Here is a 16,262-nt window from a genome sequence, read left to right as displayed (position 1 = left end):
TCCCCCTCAATGATTGCATGATATCATGAAAATAGATACGAATAATATGTGATATCTCATATTTTGAGGTGAGTGATGGAGATCTATACAGGCGAGAAAAAGAAGATGTATTCGGAAAAAAATTCGATTGCCCATTTACTTTCATTTCCGGCCGATCAGCATATGGAAGTACATGAATATCAGCGTGATGACTGGATTATTCAAGAAGGTATGAGACCGGATTTTCTATTTTATGTTATGGAAGGAAGAGCCAAAATCTATATAACCCATCAAAACGGGAAAGTATCCTTAATTAATTTTATCCATGCAAATGACTACATTGGCGAAATGGAATTATTGCATGATGTGTATTATACAAAAGGGATTCAAGCCTCGACGAAGACGGTTTGTTTCGCTCTTCCTATCCATTACTATCGCAAACCATTGCTGGCGGACGCGAAATTTCTACGTGAATTATCCAAGTTTTTGAGTGTAAAGGCAACAATTATGGCTGCAAAGTATTCACAAAGCCTAGCGTTCCCGCTTGAAAACCGGCTTGCGGATTTTATTTTGCAAACGGCGGATGAAGGGGTTTATAAGGAGAAACACGTCACGGTATGTGATTATTTAGGCGTATCCTATCGGCACTTGTTGCATGTGCTTACCCAATTTTGCGATAAAGCGTACTTGCAAAAGGATGGACGGAACTATCATATTAAACAGTATCAAGCCTTGTATGCATTTGCCGAGGCGTTGAAGAATAAGTAACCGTTTAGAGTGGGGGATCTGGATGTTTAAGATCGGGGCGTTCGCCAAACTGAGCGGCGTAACGGTGAAGGCGCTGCGCCACTATGATGAACTCGGCTTGCTGAAGCCGGCTCGAGTGGACGAAGAATCGGGATATCGGTATTATACAGCAGAGCAGCTGCTGACCATTCGCCGCATCGCGGGCTTTAAAGAACAGGGCTTGACGCTTGAGACGATGCGGTCGCTGCTGACCGGACCGGTTAATCTGACGCAAGCGGAGAGTACATTGCTTGAGAAGCGCAAGGATCTGGAGCGTCAGATACAAGAAGCTCAGCGGCATCTGGCGGATGTCGATGAGCGGCTCGCGCGGATCGATAGTCATGCGTTGGCTGAAGAAGAAGGGAAGTTCTTATTGCGAAGCGTGGAGCCGGTCCTTGTCGCCTCAATTCGAGAAGAATTGCCGAAAGGCGAACTGTGTCTGCTGCTTGACGAATTGAAGAAGTATGTCCGCTCACATGGAGAAGAGACGGAACGCGAAACGACAGTCATCTGGCACCGAAGGGCCGATAACGAGGAATTGTTATCGGACATTGAGGTCGCTATTCCCGTCTCGAAACCGATTCCCGATAGCCCTAGAGTGAGGAATTATCAATTGCCGGGCATGAAGGCAGCCGCTTCTTATACCCATCGGTGCGATCCGTATAAAGACAATTGCAAGGCAAGTGAGGCGCTTCTGGCATGGATCGCAGACGTGGGCGGTCGGCCGCTTAAGTCGAGCCCGTTCCGTGAAATTTATCTGACTTCGGACAAAGATATCTATGGCCGGCATCGAATGGCGGAGGCGATCGTACCGCTTGAGCAGGTCTGAAAAAAAATGCGGATACCACTCTTGACTCTCCCCCTGTGGGGAGGGTTTATCATAGCATCACCAATTGATAAGGAGTGGATCTACATGAATAGGAAGCGATCGGAAGGTCGAATTGCAGTCGTCACAGGTGCTAGCCGAGGCATCGGAAGAGGGATTGCGATGCGTCTCGCTGCTGAAGGAGCGCTTGTCGTTGTACATTACGGCACACGACAGGATGCGGCCGAGGAAACAGTTGCCATGATTGAAGAAGCGGGGGGCACGGCATTCGCCGTCGGCGCAGAGTTGGATTCCCTTGACGGAGTCAATCGGCTTCTTCGGATCTTGGATGAGGAACTCATCCGCTGGACAGGCATCAACCAATTCGATATCTTGGTCAACAATGCCGGTATCGGCACATCCTCTTCGTTTGAACAGACAAGCGAAGAGGACTTCGATCAGTTGTTCGCGGTCAACGTTAAGGCGCCGTTCTTCCTCGTCCAGCAATCGCTCGGACGTCTGCGGGACGGCGGCCGCATTATCAATATCTCATCCGGAGTGACGCGCATTGCCTATCCGCACATCATGGCCTATAACCTAACCAAAGGCGCTCTCAATACATTCACCTTACATCTGGCTCAGCTTCTGGGTCCGAGGGGTATCACTGTGAACGCAGTCATGCCCGGCATCACCGATACGGACGTCAACGCGGCGTGGCTGCACACGCCCGATGGCCATAAGTTTGCAGTAGAGATGTCCGCGCTTGGACGTGTCGGAGAACCGTCGGACATCGCGGACATCGTCGCCTTCACGGCATCGCCTGACGGCAGATGGATAACGGGACAGATGATCGATGCGACCGGTGGATCGCATTTGTAAGATGCAATTGTAAACGAACGATTAGCTAATCAGCGTGCGGCTGACTAACGAATAGGAGGGCAAGCATGAATATAAAAGCAAGATATATTTTACTTGCCATATTGGTTGCAATTGCGACAATTATTATTTTTCAGCTAGCATCAAAGCAAGTTAAATCTTTTCATGAAACAGCAGCAAACGAAAAAATCGTTCAGACCAAAAGTTTTAGCATAAATTCCGTTTCTACTGCTTGGAAGACATCCGCAAAAGGAACAGTATTTGTCAAGGGAAACGAAGGAAGAGCCGAACATATACAGATTGTTGCTATGATTGAGATCGATCCTAATGATTGGGGGGGTGTCGCTTTTTATATCCCTGACAAATGGTATATTTCCAACATCGTAAGCAGCTATCCCGAAAACAAAATTCAATCCAAACCTGCGGACTATGTAGCGACGTGGACTACTCCGGACACGGGAGCCGATTGGAAAGCGTGGATTGAAGTCGGAAGAGACCGCAGTTATAGACCAACGGGAGGCGGCACAGGAACGGTCGTAATTGATTTGGTTCCTGATAAAAATGCCAAATATCAACCAGAGACATTTGAATTTGGTGTCGAAGTCGGCTCCAATATAAAAGGCGGCAAAAAAATTATGGGTACTGATTCTATCAGGATACCTATATCCATTAACGAATAATCGAAATGGAAACAGAGTATGAGTGCTCAAAAAACTCGAACAGACGTCAGATGAGAGCTGGCGTACGGGCGGGGAAGCTGGTTTTGTGTCCTGGATCTCAAGATCGAGTACAAATCAGTCTCAGGCTGGTTATGGAATATATCCCCACCAAAGTAAGATGGAGATAAAATAATCATCTGAAAGGGGATGTTACGATGAACAATAAGAGGGTTCCACAGGAGGTAAAAAAGTCATTTCTCTTTTGGCTCGTTGCAGTTGCAGCCGGAGTATTTGAAATGATCATCGCTGTTACTCAAATCCTATCTGAAGACTCAGGGTCAGGAAGTAGTATTCTTATGGCAGTTGGTGTCAGAACGATAATCTTTACTGTACTCGTTTACATCATTGTTAAAATGTATCGCGGGAATAACTGGGCTCGTATAGCTCTATCGATTCTTCTGGGCGGGGTTGGAACTCTTTCCTTGATAATTGATCCAATCCAGTGGATTTTGGAAGGGAACTCGCTTGACAAAGCTTTTACTGGTTTGACATTATACTCTAGTCTGTTCGGGTTAAGCCGAATTGTTCATTTGGCCGCAGTAGTCACTGCATTCATTTTAATGTTTCGGCCGGCTGCTAATAAGTATTTTCGAGCAATGACGGCTTAAAGGGTCGAAAGAGCAGCCCTTCCGCGGCAAATGGTCGCGGGGGGACTGCTCTTTGCTTTTTTAGGAAGCGGTTGTCGATTTCGGGCTTGTACGCGCTGATTTTCTCCCCATAACGCCGCCGAACAGGAACGTTCCGAGCGAGAGAGCAAGGCAGACCGCCGAGAAGATGCCGATCGATGAATATCCGCCGAGCTGAACATAGAGTATGCCGGCTATCCATGCACCGAGCGTGTTCGCGCCGTTCATCGTCGAGTTGGCCAAGCTGGAAATGGTTCCCCGGATAGAGGCGTTCAGCGAAGTGAGCGCCTCCATAACAATCGGGAAGACAATACCGAGCGTCGCGAAAATGATCAGATAGACGATCGTCACAATAGGGAGAATGGATAGATGGGGCATAACCGCGTATAGTACCACGAGCAAAGACATTCCTGTTACGATTGCGTTCGCATTACCCAGCTTGCGGGTCGCAAAGGAGCTAATCATGCTTCCCAGCAAAGTGCCGAACCCGAGAAACATCATTACGGTACCAATCTGACCGATTGGAAGCTCGAAGCGATCGGCCAACCATTTGCCGACGAAGGCGAATGCGGTACCGCTGCCTAAGTGAAGGAGCAGATAGGCAAGGAAGCCGCTCCTTGCCTTGCCGCTTGTGATCAGCGGGACATACCGGCGAAGGATCGATGCCCGCTCGCGGGTGCCGGGTTTTATGTCGGGCAGCAAGTAGAAAGCGACGGCGATCAGCACCAACGAAGCGATTCCAATCGTCCAGAACGGAACGGACCAGTGGGCGACTGCGAGCCAGCTTCCGATCGGCACGCCAAGCGCCTGGGAAGCAGCAAGTCCGGCGAAGGCGACACCTATTGTCTTCGATATTTTGGAAGCCGGCATAACGGCAGGAATGGATGCCCATACCTGAGGTGCCGTGAAGGCCGCGCTGACACCGGCAAGAAAGCGGAAAAGGCACATCGTCCAGAAGCTGTCCGCGAAGCCGCACAGAATCGTCGAGACAGAGAATCCGAGCAGTCCGCAAAGCAGAACGGTTCTTCGGTTCCAGCCATCGGACAGAGGACCGGCGATCAGGGCGAAGACGGCCGATCCTAGCGTATAAGAGCCGAGCATCCATCCGGCAATCCCCGTCGAGACGCCAAATTGCGTCTGCAGCGTCGGGAGCAAAGGCGAAATAAGGAAAGTATCGGTTCCAATCATGAACATAATAAGGAAAAATAGTACGGTATATTTACGCATGGTCAACACTCCTATTGATAGATGTTGCTAACAGTTTCAATGGTAAGGCATAATAGTGACAGAACATGTCATTAACTCATCTATTTATAAAAGAGGAGATATTCAGGATGCTCAAGTCCAAGAGGCTGATGGAATTGATGATGACCGTAAATCGGAAGAAGCGCTTTAAGGTTCAGGAGCTTGCCGACGAATTCAAGGTCTCAAAACGCACGATTCTGAGGGATCTGCAGGAGCTCAGCGAACTGGGTGTACCCCTTTATTCGGAAGTAGGTCCGCATGGGGGGTATCAGGTCTTAAGGGAAAGAGTTCTGCCTCCCATCGCATTCACGGAGGAAGAGGCCGTAGCGATGTTCTTTGCGGTGCACGCCTTGCGCCATTACTCCTCGCTGCCGTTCGAAGCGGAATCCGTCTCGGCGTTAAACAAATTCTACCTCCATATGCCCGGGGACGTTAGGGACCGAATCGACAGCATGAAAAACCGGGTCGACTTTGTTACGCCGACTAGAAGGGGCGATGCCCCTTGCTTGGGCATTCTTCTTGAAGCTGCCGTACACCAAAAGGTGCTGACTGTCGAATACGAGTCGAAGGAAGAAGCGGCGAGATGCCGAGAGATTCAGCCGGTCTGCATTTATGCGAATAATGGATTCTGGTATTGTACGGCCTACTGCTTCCTGCGCAAGGGCTTTCGAGTGTTCCGGTGCGACCGGATTCGTGAGGCGGTGTATGACACATCCGGTACTGATCCGATTGACCTGGGCGACATTCGCCTTAGCCGGCAGCATGCCGCAGAACCGAGGGATCCCGTTCGCCTTCGCGCGGAGCTGAGCCGATCCGGCGTCCAGCGTTGCGAAGCCGAGCTTTGGCTTGTCCCCATGCTGCATGTGCGCGAAGACGGAAGCGGGGCGATCGACAAGGACGTGTCCCGCAGCGACATTCCTTTTTTCGCGGAATTCTTCATTGGACTTGGGAATGAGACGATTCTGGAGGGACCGATGGAATTGAAAGAAGCAATCCGAAGAAGGCTCTCCGACTTGCTGGCCCGATACCAATGATCTCGCCAACGGATAGTTTACTTATAACTAAAAATGACTACCAACCTTCGATATCCATGGTTTAAATTGTTATTAAGTAAATAATGTTGGAGGTACGCCTGTGCGAAATATAGATTTCAGCAAATACTTTTGGCAAGATGAAGCTATAAGATTGCGTGCGATCCAACCGGAGGATTGGGAAAGCCACTATATCAACCGTTTTGATTCCCCTGCACGACGCCTTTTAGAATGTGCCGTTGAATTGCCGCCAACGGTTACAGAAGCAAAATCTTTTGCGGATAGGTACTCAGACTTCTCATCGAATCGCCTTATGTTTACGATCGAAGATTTAGATGGTGAAAATGTCGGCGGAATTAACCTTAACAGCATCGACGAAAGAAACGGTACGTTTAGCATCGGAATTCAAATCGACAGAGATCATCGAGGAAAGGGTTACGGCACCAGGGCCGTACATATCCTCTTAAAATATGCTTTCTTCGAGCGTCGGCTTAATAAGTTTAATGATTCCGTTCTAGAAGGGAACGAGGCCTCGGCTGCAATGCTCAGAAAAGTAGGATGTGTTCAAGAAGGTATCCGTCGCCAAGTGTACTTCACGGATGGAAGATATTTTGATTCCATTTTGTTCGGGCTAACCAAGGAAGAATATGTTGAGCGTATTCACAAGAACTAACGTATCAGGTTTAACTGTCTGATATCAATGCCGCAAAAAACAATGGTTTGATGGCGATTGGCTGTCGGTTTGATTTTGCCCAAGAGGACGAACTTGCGCAAGCAGATGCCACCATTGACGATTTACTTGAATTGAGAACGATATTAAAAGTGTAGCAAATGAGAAACGGCCTGCGGTATGAAAGTACCGGCAGGTCAGTTTTTTTGTAAATATCAACGCCCATTCCTCATTATGTTTCCTTCGCACCCAGGTTAACGCAACAAAAAAGCTTTATTATTCGTTCTTAATGAAGAGTAAAAATATGCAAACGAATTCCAATTTATAGATTGGGCTGTACAAGCCACGTTCGTTTCAATTATAGTTATGAAGGCAATTCTATATCCTTCGTATATATAGATAGAAAGGTGTGTAAATTTTGTTTAAGCTTAACCACGTATCCCGTCCTATTCGCAGCACTTTACTCGTAATCATCATTCTCGTTTTCTCAATTAGCACCGCATCCGTTCTGTTGTATGGCGATCACTTTCTGCTGGGGTCTTATGAAAAATTGAATAATGACGACGTCAAGTATGTAAATAGCGCTAAGATTTTGTTGAATAAGCACACGATTGCTTATAACAGCGGCGAGGAGCCGTCAACTTTCATCATGCCGGGAATGCCGGTTGTGCTGGCTGGTCTCATGCTCATCTTCGGACAAGGAGATGGAGCGGTTATAGCATTCCGAGTCCTTCAGGCAGCCCTTCAGGCCTTTTCGATCTATTTGATTTTTGTAGCGGCAAATCAGCTTTTTAATAGTAGAGCGGCTATTATTGCCAGTATCGCAACCGCGCTTTATTTGCCCGATTATTTTGCTTCCGGCGCCATTTTATCGGAAACGATGTTCCGCACCCTTTTCATATTGCTCATTTGCTTTAGCCTTCTCGCCTTAAAGAGCCAGCAAACGAAGTATTACGTTATTGGGGCCGTTATGGTTGGACTAGCTTGTTATTTCAAGCCGCATACGGTGCTTTTTCCCGCTGTCTGGTTCTTTTTATGGCTTGTGCAGAGGGTATCCTGGAAAACGATAGTGAAGCATACGGCGGTTATTTCGCTAACGATGATCCTTCTTCTATCTCCATGGTGGGTTCGGAATTACATCACGTTTGATAAATTCATTCCATTCACGCAATCAGCAGGCAATCCGATGCTATTGGGTGCGCTTATCCACTACGGGGCGCCTTCAAAGGCCTTCTTCGACGCCCATCCGGAATACGAGGGCAGCAGTGATAATTTATTTGTAGGCTCCGATGCCGCTCTGGCGGAAACGGCCCAAAAAATTGTAATCTTCGGCTTCCAGCATCAGCCATTGAAATATTTGAAATGGTATACGGTCGATAAAGTAATTGGATTATACGCGGTTCCTTACTATTGGAAAACGGTATTTGGCGTAAATATATGGATCGCGGGCATTTATCATATCGTATTTATGCTGATTGGAGCAGCAGGTTTGCTGATTATGCTTATGCGAGCCCTCCGGCAAAAGAAGATTCCGTATTTATTTTTACTGCTTGCATTGGCCTATTTTACAGTAATCTATGTTCCATTCGTCGCCTTCAACAGGTATGGTTACCCGAATGTGTTTCTTATCTTTATGGCTGCGGGCTTCTTTATTGACTGGGCTGTTGCAAGGTATCAGAGTAGGAGAGTAAAGGCTTCTGCCACTGTCAACCTTTAAAGGCTTCAACTCAATCGCGCATTCAATGGTCACAGGCGCTGCCTCTAGTTTGCCGTGTATTTAAACAACAATAATAGCTGTCGTAAACAACAGCCCTCATCATGAAAACATGGTGGGGGCTGTTTGACGCTTACTAACTGGCAGAACACGAATGTCATGGATAAGAACAGTCGTGTAATTTTTTGTGCGAATAGAACTGGTACTCCCAATTTTTAATAATATTAATATTATACAATGTATTGTAAAATGGTTATAAAAATATGAAATTACACCAGGAGAGGAAGAACAACTTTGAGAAAGACGGTATTTATTATTCTATCTGCGTTACTATTGCTGACAGGTTGTGTGTCGAATGCCCCTATTTTTACAGAGGCGTTTAAAAAAGGAATAGATGTAACCTCTTTTGAGTCGAAAAGCACAGTGACGATTGACACCAACGTACCTGTACAAGATGATGAATTAAAACGGGTATTACAAGTGTTAAAAAGCGGTGTGATCATCGCTCAACAACAAAAGGATCTTCAGAATGCTCACATGGAGATCTCTTTACAAGATCCAACCCCGATCATGGGGACGGAGCTGTGGCCAAGCGCTAAAAAGCCGGCTCTTGACGTTTACATTCAGGGCAGCGATTTGTATGTAAAATCTACAGCCGACAATAAGTTTTTAGGCATTGAAAATGAAACGTCTGAGCAGTCTCAAGCAGAGGTTACCGCACAGATGAAAAAGTTCATGGAAGAGATTGTTAAACAGAATCCGTTTACTCTCCGGCATGTCGATATTCTGGGAGAAGAAACGGTTACACTCCCGAACGGAAGCAGCGAAACAGCTACACATGTACGCATTACGATGGAATTTAAAGAAATGGTCGATGTTCTAATATCTACATTAGAGAATCTAAGTAAATCTCCTGATCTGGATAATCAGCTGAAAAGCATCTTTGGCGAAATTATTCCAACCGAGGATTTGGAAACAGGTACCAGTGTAAAAGATGAACTGTCGAATCTGGTTAAAGAACTCAAAGCGGTAAACGCTGAAGAGTTGAAAGCAGCTGGTTGGGACGTTGATTTTTCGCTGGATACCTGGATTAATTCCGATAAAGAATTTGACCAAACTGACGCGGTGATTACAGTTCATGCTCCTGCAAGCGTCTTATCTGAAGCAGGGGTAGCAGAGCCACAAGGATTAAAAACTATTTATTTCACTTTGAAGCTGCACTCTCAATCCTGGAATCAAAACCAATCAGTGACGTACACAGTCCCGCCGGCTGACCAGGTTATTACTGTTCAGCAATTAGAGAAAGATCCGGAGCTTGTAACGGAATTTGGCGAGGAAAGTCTCATTGGCCGGTTCGCAGCTGCAATGGCTCCAGTAGAAGAACAACCTCCATTTGCAGATGTATCTGAAGATCATTGGGCTAATGGACCGATTATGGTTCTAAGAGACTCCGGCATTGTGAATGGGTATGCAAATAATGAGTTTAAGCCAAATCAATCAATTACACGTTCTGAATTTATCACGATGACTGTGAAAGCTTTAGGACTGGAACCTGAGAAAAAGAATCTTACTTTTACAGATAAAAATCAAATCCCGGCTTGGTCTGAAGAGTATTGGCAAACGGCCGTTCAAGCAGGAATTATTAACGGCTATGAAGACGGTACACTAAAGCCGAACCAAAAGATTTCACGTGCTGAGATGATTGCTATTCTTATACGCGGATTAGACGAGCCTTTGCAAAATGGTTATAAATTGAACTATAAAGATACCAAAGAAATTCCTGCATGGGCAATTCCTTACGTAAAAACAGCAACAGTCAATGGGATAGTTCAAGGAAGCTCTGACAATCGCTTTGCCCCGCATAAAAATGCGAGCCGAGCTGAAGTAGCTATGGTTTTGTTTAACGTCATGATTGGTGTAGAATAAATGAAAAAAGCAGAAAGCCTGTGTGTAATATCGGCTTTCTGCTTTTTTTAATAGCGCAATTATTTGAGGAAATAGCTTATCTAAGATGGAAATTACTAATAGAATTGTTGACTTGTCCAAAGGAAAAGCAACAATTACAAGAGTAAGGAACATATTGAAGAATACACTTGAACGAAAACTTAAATTGAAGCCAAACGACGAAGGTTAACGCTTTCGTCGTTTTTTCTATGATCCGTCCGAACCCCCGCCAGACGAACCACCCAGCTTGTGATTCCGCTTGATTTAATTTACTTAACTATTTTTTTGAAACTAGTTTTCTCTTTTTCTTCTTTAGTGGAAGGCTGAGTTCTTTGGCTTTCATATCTTAGGTGTTGTTTGCGAGTATACCACGTCTACCAAGAAGGTTGCATAGCTAACGTTTTTAAAAAAAGCCTCGTGGTTTAGGCTTATTTGGCATCATGTTTATTTGTAAGTAAACAAATCGACTACTCATGAAAATAAGAGAGTTCATCACTTGATTCCAAAATGAAGGTTCTTAGCTTGATGGGCATGTGGTGGGACCCCATAGAGATACAATGGGCCGTTCCCGATATCAAGCCGCATGAAGCCGTTTTGTATTTTTTAGATGAAGCAGGGGATACTGAAGTCGTAATCCATAAAACGGAAATGAAGTTATGTTTTTTTCAATCTGATTTCCATACATTGATCTGTAAAACAGGGGAACCCGTTCAACTTTATATATAAATAAAGAAGGAAAAAGAAGGAATCGGATATGAAAAGATATATGAAGAAATGGATGAAATCGTCCCGTATTTATAAGCCAATACAGGAGTTGAATCTTGTGTCCGAGCCGAAAATGGTCATGAATCATAAATTAGACGTCAATCGGGAGCAATTGGAAAAGACATTCGAGAATTGTTCGGACATCGTATTTCAATCATTGGATCTATTTGGAATACAAACATTGCTGGTGTATGTAGACGGAATGGTTGATAAGAAGCTTCTCGAACATGAATTATTGCAAACGGTGCGGGATAGCGAAAGTAAATGCGAAGCAAAATCGCTTTTGAGCTTGGCCGAACAATTGAGGCATACGCTGAGAGTAGGGCAAATCCGTACGGCAGACACATTTGATGATCTTGTAAAAGGTGTGCTTGACGGGGGTGTGGCAATTGTTCTCGACGGTGAGTTGAGTGTATTGATCGTCGGCTTGGAGCGTCTTCCATCGCGTAGTGTAGAGGAGCCGGAGGCAGAACCGCTTATTCGAGGACCGCGTGAAGGCTTTATTGAACAGGTCCAAACCAATATAATTTTGCTTCGCAAACGTTTGAAAACACCGCGTTTCAAGATTGAGTCGTTTACAGTCGGGGAACTTACACAGACGAAGGTGGCAGTCGTTTACATCGATGGGATTGCGACGGATTCCGTCGTGCAGGAAGTACGTGAGCGCATAACGCGAATCGAGATCGACGGGGTGATCGAGTCCAATTATATCGAAGAATTCATTGAAGATATGCCCTTCTCTCCGTTTCCGCAAGTGCATACCACGGAGCGGCCGGATATTGTTGCGGCTAATTTGCTCGAAGGCAAGATAGCAATTCTGGTTGACGGCTCGCCAGCCGCACTCATTGTGCCGGTCACATTCTGGAACTTGATGCTAAGTGCAGAAGATTACTATGAAAGGTTCTTAATTCCGACATTCATTCGTTATATACGTTTTGGGTTTATCTTAATTTCTCTTTTTCTTCCTTCGCTATATGTGGCGGTTGCATCATTTCATCCGGAGATGATCCCTACGAATCTGCTGCTAAGTATTGCGGGAGCTCGTGAAGCGAGTCCATTCCCGGCACTTGCAGAAGCGCTATTAATGGAAATAACGTTCGAGGGACTGCGTGAAGCGGGCGTTCGTTTGCCGAGGCAGGTTGGTTCTGCTGTCAGTATTGTAGGGGGACTTGTAATCGGACAGGCGGCGGTGCAAGCAGGTATCGTTTCCGCACCGATGGTTATCGTCGTCTCGATTACGGCCATTGCCAATTTTACCATACCCCGGTTTAATTTTGCTTTCAGCACCCGCCTTCTGCGCTTTCCGCTCATTCTGCTGGCAGGGACGCTCGGTCTTTACGGCATTGGGCTGGGATTTGTTTGTATACTGATTCACTTAAATTCATTACGATCGTTTGGAATTCCATATTTCGAACCGGTCGCGCCGCTGTCAATAGGCGGGTTGAAAGATATTCTGTTCCGTGCGCCGCACTGGGCAATGAAACTGCGACCTCGGCTGACAGGCTATAACGAGCCTCTACGCGTTCCTTCGGGTCAACGGCCAGGTCCGAATCAAAGCGATGAGACGGATAAGAAGGAAGGTCAATAAGATGCGCGGAGGGATGATCGTTGCTTTGCTTATTGTATTGGCAATGGTATGCGCAGGTTGCAAGGATCGTGCGGAGATCAACGATATTGCGATGGTGATGGCTTCTTCCATTGATCTAAAGGATGATGGCCGTTATGTGGGCATGATTCAAGTCGCTGTGCCTGCTCGCCAGATCGGAAATGTTTCGCAAGGTCGCAATAATTATTTCATCGAAACGGGAACAGGTAAAAACGCTCAGGAAGTTATGGAGCAATTGCAGGGTAAACTATCCAGAAGGTTGTTCATCTCCCACCGACGCGTCCTGTTGATCGGAGAGAAGCTCGCAAGGAAAGGGATCAAAGAAATCATGGATCACTTTTCTCGGAACCCAAAAACACGGCTCCGTACTTATGTACTCGTTGTCAAAGAGCAGAAGGGGAGCGAGGCGCTTAAGGTTGATTACCCGCTGGAGTTCTTCCCAACTGAAGCGGTGCGTGAGATGGAAGTTCTTCTCGGGCGTACGGCTGTCACGTTACGCGATCTGCTGAACACAGCTTCCGGAGAAGGAATCGAACCGGTCATGGGGGCGATCGAATTGGTACCGGGGCAGCAAATAGGCAGCGAAAAAAGTAAAAACAAGCTGACGTTTAAATTAAATCATTCGGCAATATTTAAAAATTTGAAACTTGTGGGCTATCTAAATAATTATGATTCCCAGCTTATGCTATGGGTAACGGGAAAGTTGAAAAGAGGTGTAATGACCCTGCAGCTGCCGGAACACAAAGGTAACGTCGGTGTAACATTGCACAGCACCAGTCGGGAGATAGTACCGGAGGTTAAAGGAGGTAAGGTAAGCTTCACCGTTCATTTAAAAGGAACTGGAACGTTGGATGAGAACAATACTCATCTTGATTTCTCGAATCCGAATTATTATTACTTGGTGGAAGATACGTTAATGAGGGTGGTTCGTAAGGATACACAGAAGATGATTGCGAGTGTGCAGAAGAAATACGCAGCCGATATTTTCGGGTTCGGTGACCAGCTTCATAAGAAGAACAATAAAGAGTGGCAAAAACTCAAGCTGAAATGGGACAAGAAATTCGCGAAAGCTGTCGTTACAGTCGATGTGGATTTTGTTTTAAAACGTGCAGGCATGTCAGGCCCACCGGTGCATTTGAGGGAGCAAGAGATAGTCAAATGAGGGCTGGAGAGATTCAAAACGGTCATCTTTAAAAGTTTTAGGCAGGTATGGAAGGAGTAAAAGTGAAATGAAACATTCAATCGAGCAGCTTTCCAGCAGTGGACTTACAGCTTTGATGATTATGTGGATAGTCGGTACCCCGCTAACAGTGCCTCTTGCCGCCGTAGCCGGACACGATGCTTGGATTTCCATTATTTTGAGCGTTATTGTATCGTACGGTATTATTTGGATGTATACGCATCTTTGCCAGTTATATCCTGGCAGGACTCTCGTTGAGATCGCTGAAGTATTGTTCGGTGTGTGGGCCGGGCGCCTTATCGGCTTCATCTATGCTTGGTACAGCTTCCATCTCGCGGTTCTCGTCTTAAAAAACTTTTATGAATATATCTTGATCATTGCGCTGCCCGAGACGTCGCCTCTCATGATCGCTGCTACGATGACTGCGATTGTTTTATGGGCGGCTTATGCCGGTATGGAAGTGCTTTCCCGCTGCTCGGTATCACTTCTTCTTCTTGTATTGGTGGAAGGAATGCTTTCCATCCTAATGATAAAGGATCTCCAACCTGAAAATCTGCTGCCTGTAGTCGATCGCGGTTGGATGCCGATATTGGAAGGAATGACGGAACTGGTTGGCTTTCCGTTCGGAGAAACCATTGTGTTTGCAATGATTATTCCGCAAATTAACAAGATCGGACAGGCGAAGAAAACAGTGTTGTGGGCGCTTCTAATCTCAGGTTTTATGCTGCTTCTCAGCAACGTTCGAAATACTTTGGTACTGGGAAATATATCGTCGAAATTACTCTTCCCGAGTTACACGGCCTATCAGTATATTTCCATTGCAGAATTCCTTGAACGCGTAGAACCGATAACCATCATTACTTTTTTATTGGGGGCATTTGTCAAAATAAGCGTATGTCTCTATGCAAGCGCAAAATCGTTTTCTTCAGCGTTGCCCGGCAAACAGTACCGCTTATATCTTATTCCGTTGAGTCTGTTAATGCTGGAATTTTCACTCTTTATGTATAAGAACAACATGGAAATGATCAAATTTGCAACCAAAATATGGCAGTGGTATTCCATACCGTTTCAAATCATTATTCCGTTAGCTATGCTGCTGACTGCGCTTGTCATCAAACGTAAACGCATGCTGTCTTTGACGGAACCATAACGGCTGGAGGTGGCCTGGTAATGATTTTTCTAACCATTGCATTATTCCTGCTTTTTGTTGCATATTTGTCATTTTGGCAATTTCGCGCTTTGCATGGAAAGACGAAGATAGAAATAATCGTTAATATTGGGTTGATGCTGACCGCCGCAGTGATTGGGACTATGCTCATTGCCGATGTAGATATACCGAGTCCGGCCATCCCGCTTACGGCAATCTTCGAACCGATAGGAAAGTGGATTTTTCCTGAAGTTAAATAGTTATGACTTTTAGGAAGAGTTCGAGGCAGATGTAGGGGTCCCGCCAACATTTTAACGTCGCGTAAAACGTACGCTAAGCGAAAAATTACTCTAATATGTCGGACAACCCGTACGCTAAGGAATCCGGCTTATGTGCAATGTAATATGGGAAATCAACTTTTAGGGAAATACCGGCGAAGCTGTTACTGTTACCAGTGCCAACCCTCTTATTCGTAAATTACTAGAAAAACCGGCGGTATATTCGATGTCCTAGACTACTTGGCTTTAATCGAGCTGATTGCTTAGCCAAGTAGTCCTTTAGCAAGTTAAAAGTTACATCCTCGATTTCAAGATCGCCTATTTCGCGGACCAACATCTCCCCAAAGTTTTTCTTTTTTCTCTAGATCAATTTTTGCGAGCTCGAATACAGGAAACCACTCTTTTAGACAAGTGAAATCGATTATCCATTCCGAAAGGAGAAAATGATTGATCATCGTATTAAGGATGTATGCTCGAGTATTTTCCGCGAGTTCCGGATTGATTCCTAAAAATGATAACAAGAATGCTTTCGGTATTGGCTTCCATCTACGGATAAAAGGTTGAAATAAGGATTCGTTCGCCAACACTTGCAGCATTTTATTATGTAAAGGGACCTTTCCGTAGAAAGCAATCATTTCGCCCTGCTGCCAAATGGTTATGAAGGAGGTGGGGTCTGCCTCCTATATGTAACGTAACAGCTGCCCCATATAAGCCTCTTCTTTGTTTAAGGGCTCAATATGCTGATGATAGCGAATATACAATGATTGTATCGCCGGTAAATCGCATTCCCGGCATTCGCGCAATTCCAAATGGTCTAAATGCCCCGAGAAGCAAATCTTCCGAACAATTGGATTTTCATGCAAGCTCAACGCCGCCGATACTAGACGATCC

At 45.7% G+C, this 16,262-nt stretch carries 14 protein-coding genes and 1 pseudogene; 14 read left to right on the top strand and 1 reads right to left on the bottom strand.

Features of this window, described 5'->3' with window-relative positions:
* Positions 1–75 precede the first annotated feature (75 nt).
* The 5 genes from yeiL (at position 76) to H581_RS0127730 (ending at position 3,773) form a co-directional block, all read left to right on the top strand.
* Positions 76–747, top strand: a complete 672-nt coding sequence (gene yeiL / locus H581_RS0127750; RefSeq protein WP_028612859.1) for a transcriptional regulator YeiL — start codon at positions 76–78, stop codon at positions 745–747.
* A 22-nt stretch (positions 748–769) separates the two neighbouring features.
* On the top strand, positions 770–1,594 hold the full coding sequence (locus H581_RS0127745) for a MerR family transcriptional regulator (protein ID WP_036720145.1): 825 nt from the start codon (positions 770–772) through the stop codon (positions 1,592–1,594).
* Between the two features lie 84 nt (positions 1,595–1,678).
* Complete coding sequence (locus H581_RS0127740) at positions 1,679–2,449, top strand: SDR family oxidoreductase (protein ID WP_028612857.1); 771 nt, start codon at positions 1,679–1,681, stop codon at positions 2,447–2,449.
* A 65-nt stretch (positions 2,450–2,514) separates the two neighbouring features.
* Entirely contained in the window at positions 2,515–3,126 is a 612-nt protein-coding gene (locus tag H581_RS0127735) for a hypothetical protein (protein ID WP_028612856.1), read from the top strand.
* A 194-nt stretch (positions 3,127–3,320) separates the two neighbouring features.
* A complete protein-coding gene (locus H581_RS0127730; protein ID WP_028612855.1) occupies positions 3,321–3,773 on the top strand; it encodes a hypothetical protein in 453 nt (150 codons plus the stop codon).
* A 60-nt stretch (positions 3,774–3,833) separates the two neighbouring features.
* On the opposite strand, the gene H581_RS0127725 is transcribed toward H581_RS0127730, so the two are convergent.
* Positions 3,834–5,018, bottom strand: a complete 1,185-nt coding sequence (locus tag H581_RS0127725; protein ID WP_028612854.1) for an MFS transporter — start codon at positions 5,016–5,018, stop codon at positions 3,834–3,836.
* A gap of 107 nt (positions 5,019–5,125) precedes the next feature.
* Here H581_RS0127725 and H581_RS0127720 point away from each other — a divergent pair, with 107 nt between their 5' ends.
* The 9 genes and pseudogenes from H581_RS0127720 to H581_RS0127680 all read left to right on the top strand — a co-directional run bounded on the left by H581_RS0127720 (position 5,126) and on the right by H581_RS0127680 (position 15,353).
* Complete coding sequence (locus H581_RS0127720) at positions 5,126–6,070, top strand: helix-turn-helix transcriptional regulator (protein ID WP_028612853.1); 945 nt, start codon at positions 5,126–5,128, stop codon at positions 6,068–6,070.
* A gap of 100 nt (positions 6,071–6,170) precedes the next feature.
* The gene (locus H581_RS0127715) at positions 6,171–6,740 is read left to right on the top strand and encodes a GNAT family N-acetyltransferase (protein WP_028612852.1); all 570 of its coding nucleotides are present in this window, start codon (positions 6,171–6,173) and stop codon (positions 6,738–6,740) included.
* A 14-nt stretch (positions 6,741–6,754) separates the two neighbouring features.
* Positions 6,755–6,895, top strand: a pseudogene (locus H581_RS39545) (nucleosidase); the annotation flags it as partial.
* 260 nt (positions 6,896–7,155) lie between these two features.
* Positions 7,156–8,454 carry a glycosyltransferase family 39 protein gene (locus H581_RS0127710; protein WP_028612851.1) on the top strand — a complete coding sequence of 433 codons (1,299 nt, stop codon included), beginning with the start codon at positions 7,156–7,158 and terminating at the stop codon, positions 8,452–8,454.
* Positions 8,455–8,745: 291 nt separating this feature from the next.
* Positions 8,746–10,377: an S-layer homology domain-containing protein gene (locus H581_RS0127705; RefSeq protein WP_028612850.1), complete on the top strand. Its 1,632-nt coding sequence runs from the start codon at positions 8,746–8,748 to the stop codon at positions 10,375–10,377.
* A 784-nt stretch (positions 10,378–11,161) separates the two neighbouring features.
* Complete coding sequence (locus H581_RS0127695) at positions 11,162–12,748, top strand: spore germination protein (RefSeq protein WP_028612848.1); 1,587 nt, start codon at positions 11,162–11,164, stop codon at positions 12,746–12,748.
* A 1-nt stretch (position 12,749) separates the two neighbouring features.
* Entirely contained in the window at positions 12,750–13,928 is a 1,179-nt protein-coding gene (locus H581_RS0127690; protein WP_028612847.1) for a Ger(x)C family spore germination protein, read from the top strand.
* Between the two features lie 67 nt (positions 13,929–13,995).
* Positions 13,996–15,096 (top strand): GerAB/ArcD/ProY family transporter, encoded by a 1,101-nt coding sequence (locus tag H581_RS0127685; RefSeq protein ID WP_028612846.1) that lies wholly within the window; start codon positions 13,996–13,998, stop codon positions 15,094–15,096.
* Positions 15,097–15,116: 20 nt separating this feature from the next.
* Positions 15,117–15,353 (top strand): hypothetical protein, encoded by a 237-nt coding sequence (locus tag H581_RS0127680; RefSeq protein WP_028612845.1) that lies wholly within the window; start codon positions 15,117–15,119, stop codon positions 15,351–15,353.
* Positions 15,354–16,262: the final 909 nt, after the last annotated feature.

Source organism: Paenibacillus harenae DSM 16969 (assembly GCF_000422465.1).
In the GTDB taxonomy this organism is placed as follows: domain Bacteria; phylum Bacillota; class Bacilli; order Paenibacillales; family Paenibacillaceae; genus Pristimantibacillus; species Pristimantibacillus harenae.
The sequence above is the reverse complement of the archived record's forward strand: the minus strand, read 5'-3'. Positions and strand labels throughout refer to the sequence as shown.

Excerpts from the sequence above, each read along its gene's own strand:
- H581_RS0127680 (WP_028612845.1), top strand. The coding sequence starts at position 15,117 with ATGATTTTTCTAACCATTGCATTATTCCTGCTTTTTGTTGCATATTTG.
- H581_RS0127685 (WP_028612846.1), top strand. The coding sequence starts at position 13,996 with ATGAAACATTCAATCGAGCAGCTTTCCAGCAGTGGACTTACAGCTTTG.
- H581_RS0127695 (WP_028612848.1), top strand. The coding sequence starts at position 11,162 with ATGAAGAAATGGATGAAATCGTCCCGTATTTATAAGCCAATACAGGAG.
- H581_RS0127735 (WP_028612856.1), top strand. The coding sequence starts at position 2,515 with ATGAATATAAAAGCAAGATATATTTTACTTGCCATATTGGTTGCAATT.
- yeiL (WP_028612859.1), top strand. The coding sequence starts at position 76 with ATGGAGATCTATACAGGCGAGAAAAAGAAGATGTATTCGGAAAAAAAT.
- H581_RS0127725 (WP_028612854.1), bottom strand. The coding sequence starts at position 5,018 with ATGCGTAAATATACCGTACTATTTTTCCTTATTATGTTCATGATTGGA.
- H581_RS0127730 (WP_028612855.1), top strand. The coding sequence starts at position 3,321 with ATGAACAATAAGAGGGTTCCACAGGAGGTAAAAAAGTCATTTCTCTTT.
- H581_RS0127690 (WP_028612847.1), top strand. The coding sequence starts at position 12,750 with ATGCGCGGAGGGATGATCGTTGCTTTGCTTATTGTATTGGCAATGGTA.
- H581_RS0127720 (WP_028612853.1), top strand. The coding sequence starts at position 5,126 with ATGCTCAAGTCCAAGAGGCTGATGGAATTGATGATGACCGTAAATCGG.
- H581_RS0127745 (WP_036720145.1), top strand. The coding sequence starts at position 770 with ATGTTTAAGATCGGGGCGTTCGCCAAACTGAGCGGCGTAACGGTGAAG.
- H581_RS0127740 (WP_028612857.1), top strand. The coding sequence starts at position 1,679 with ATGAATAGGAAGCGATCGGAAGGTCGAATTGCAGTCGTCACAGGTGCT.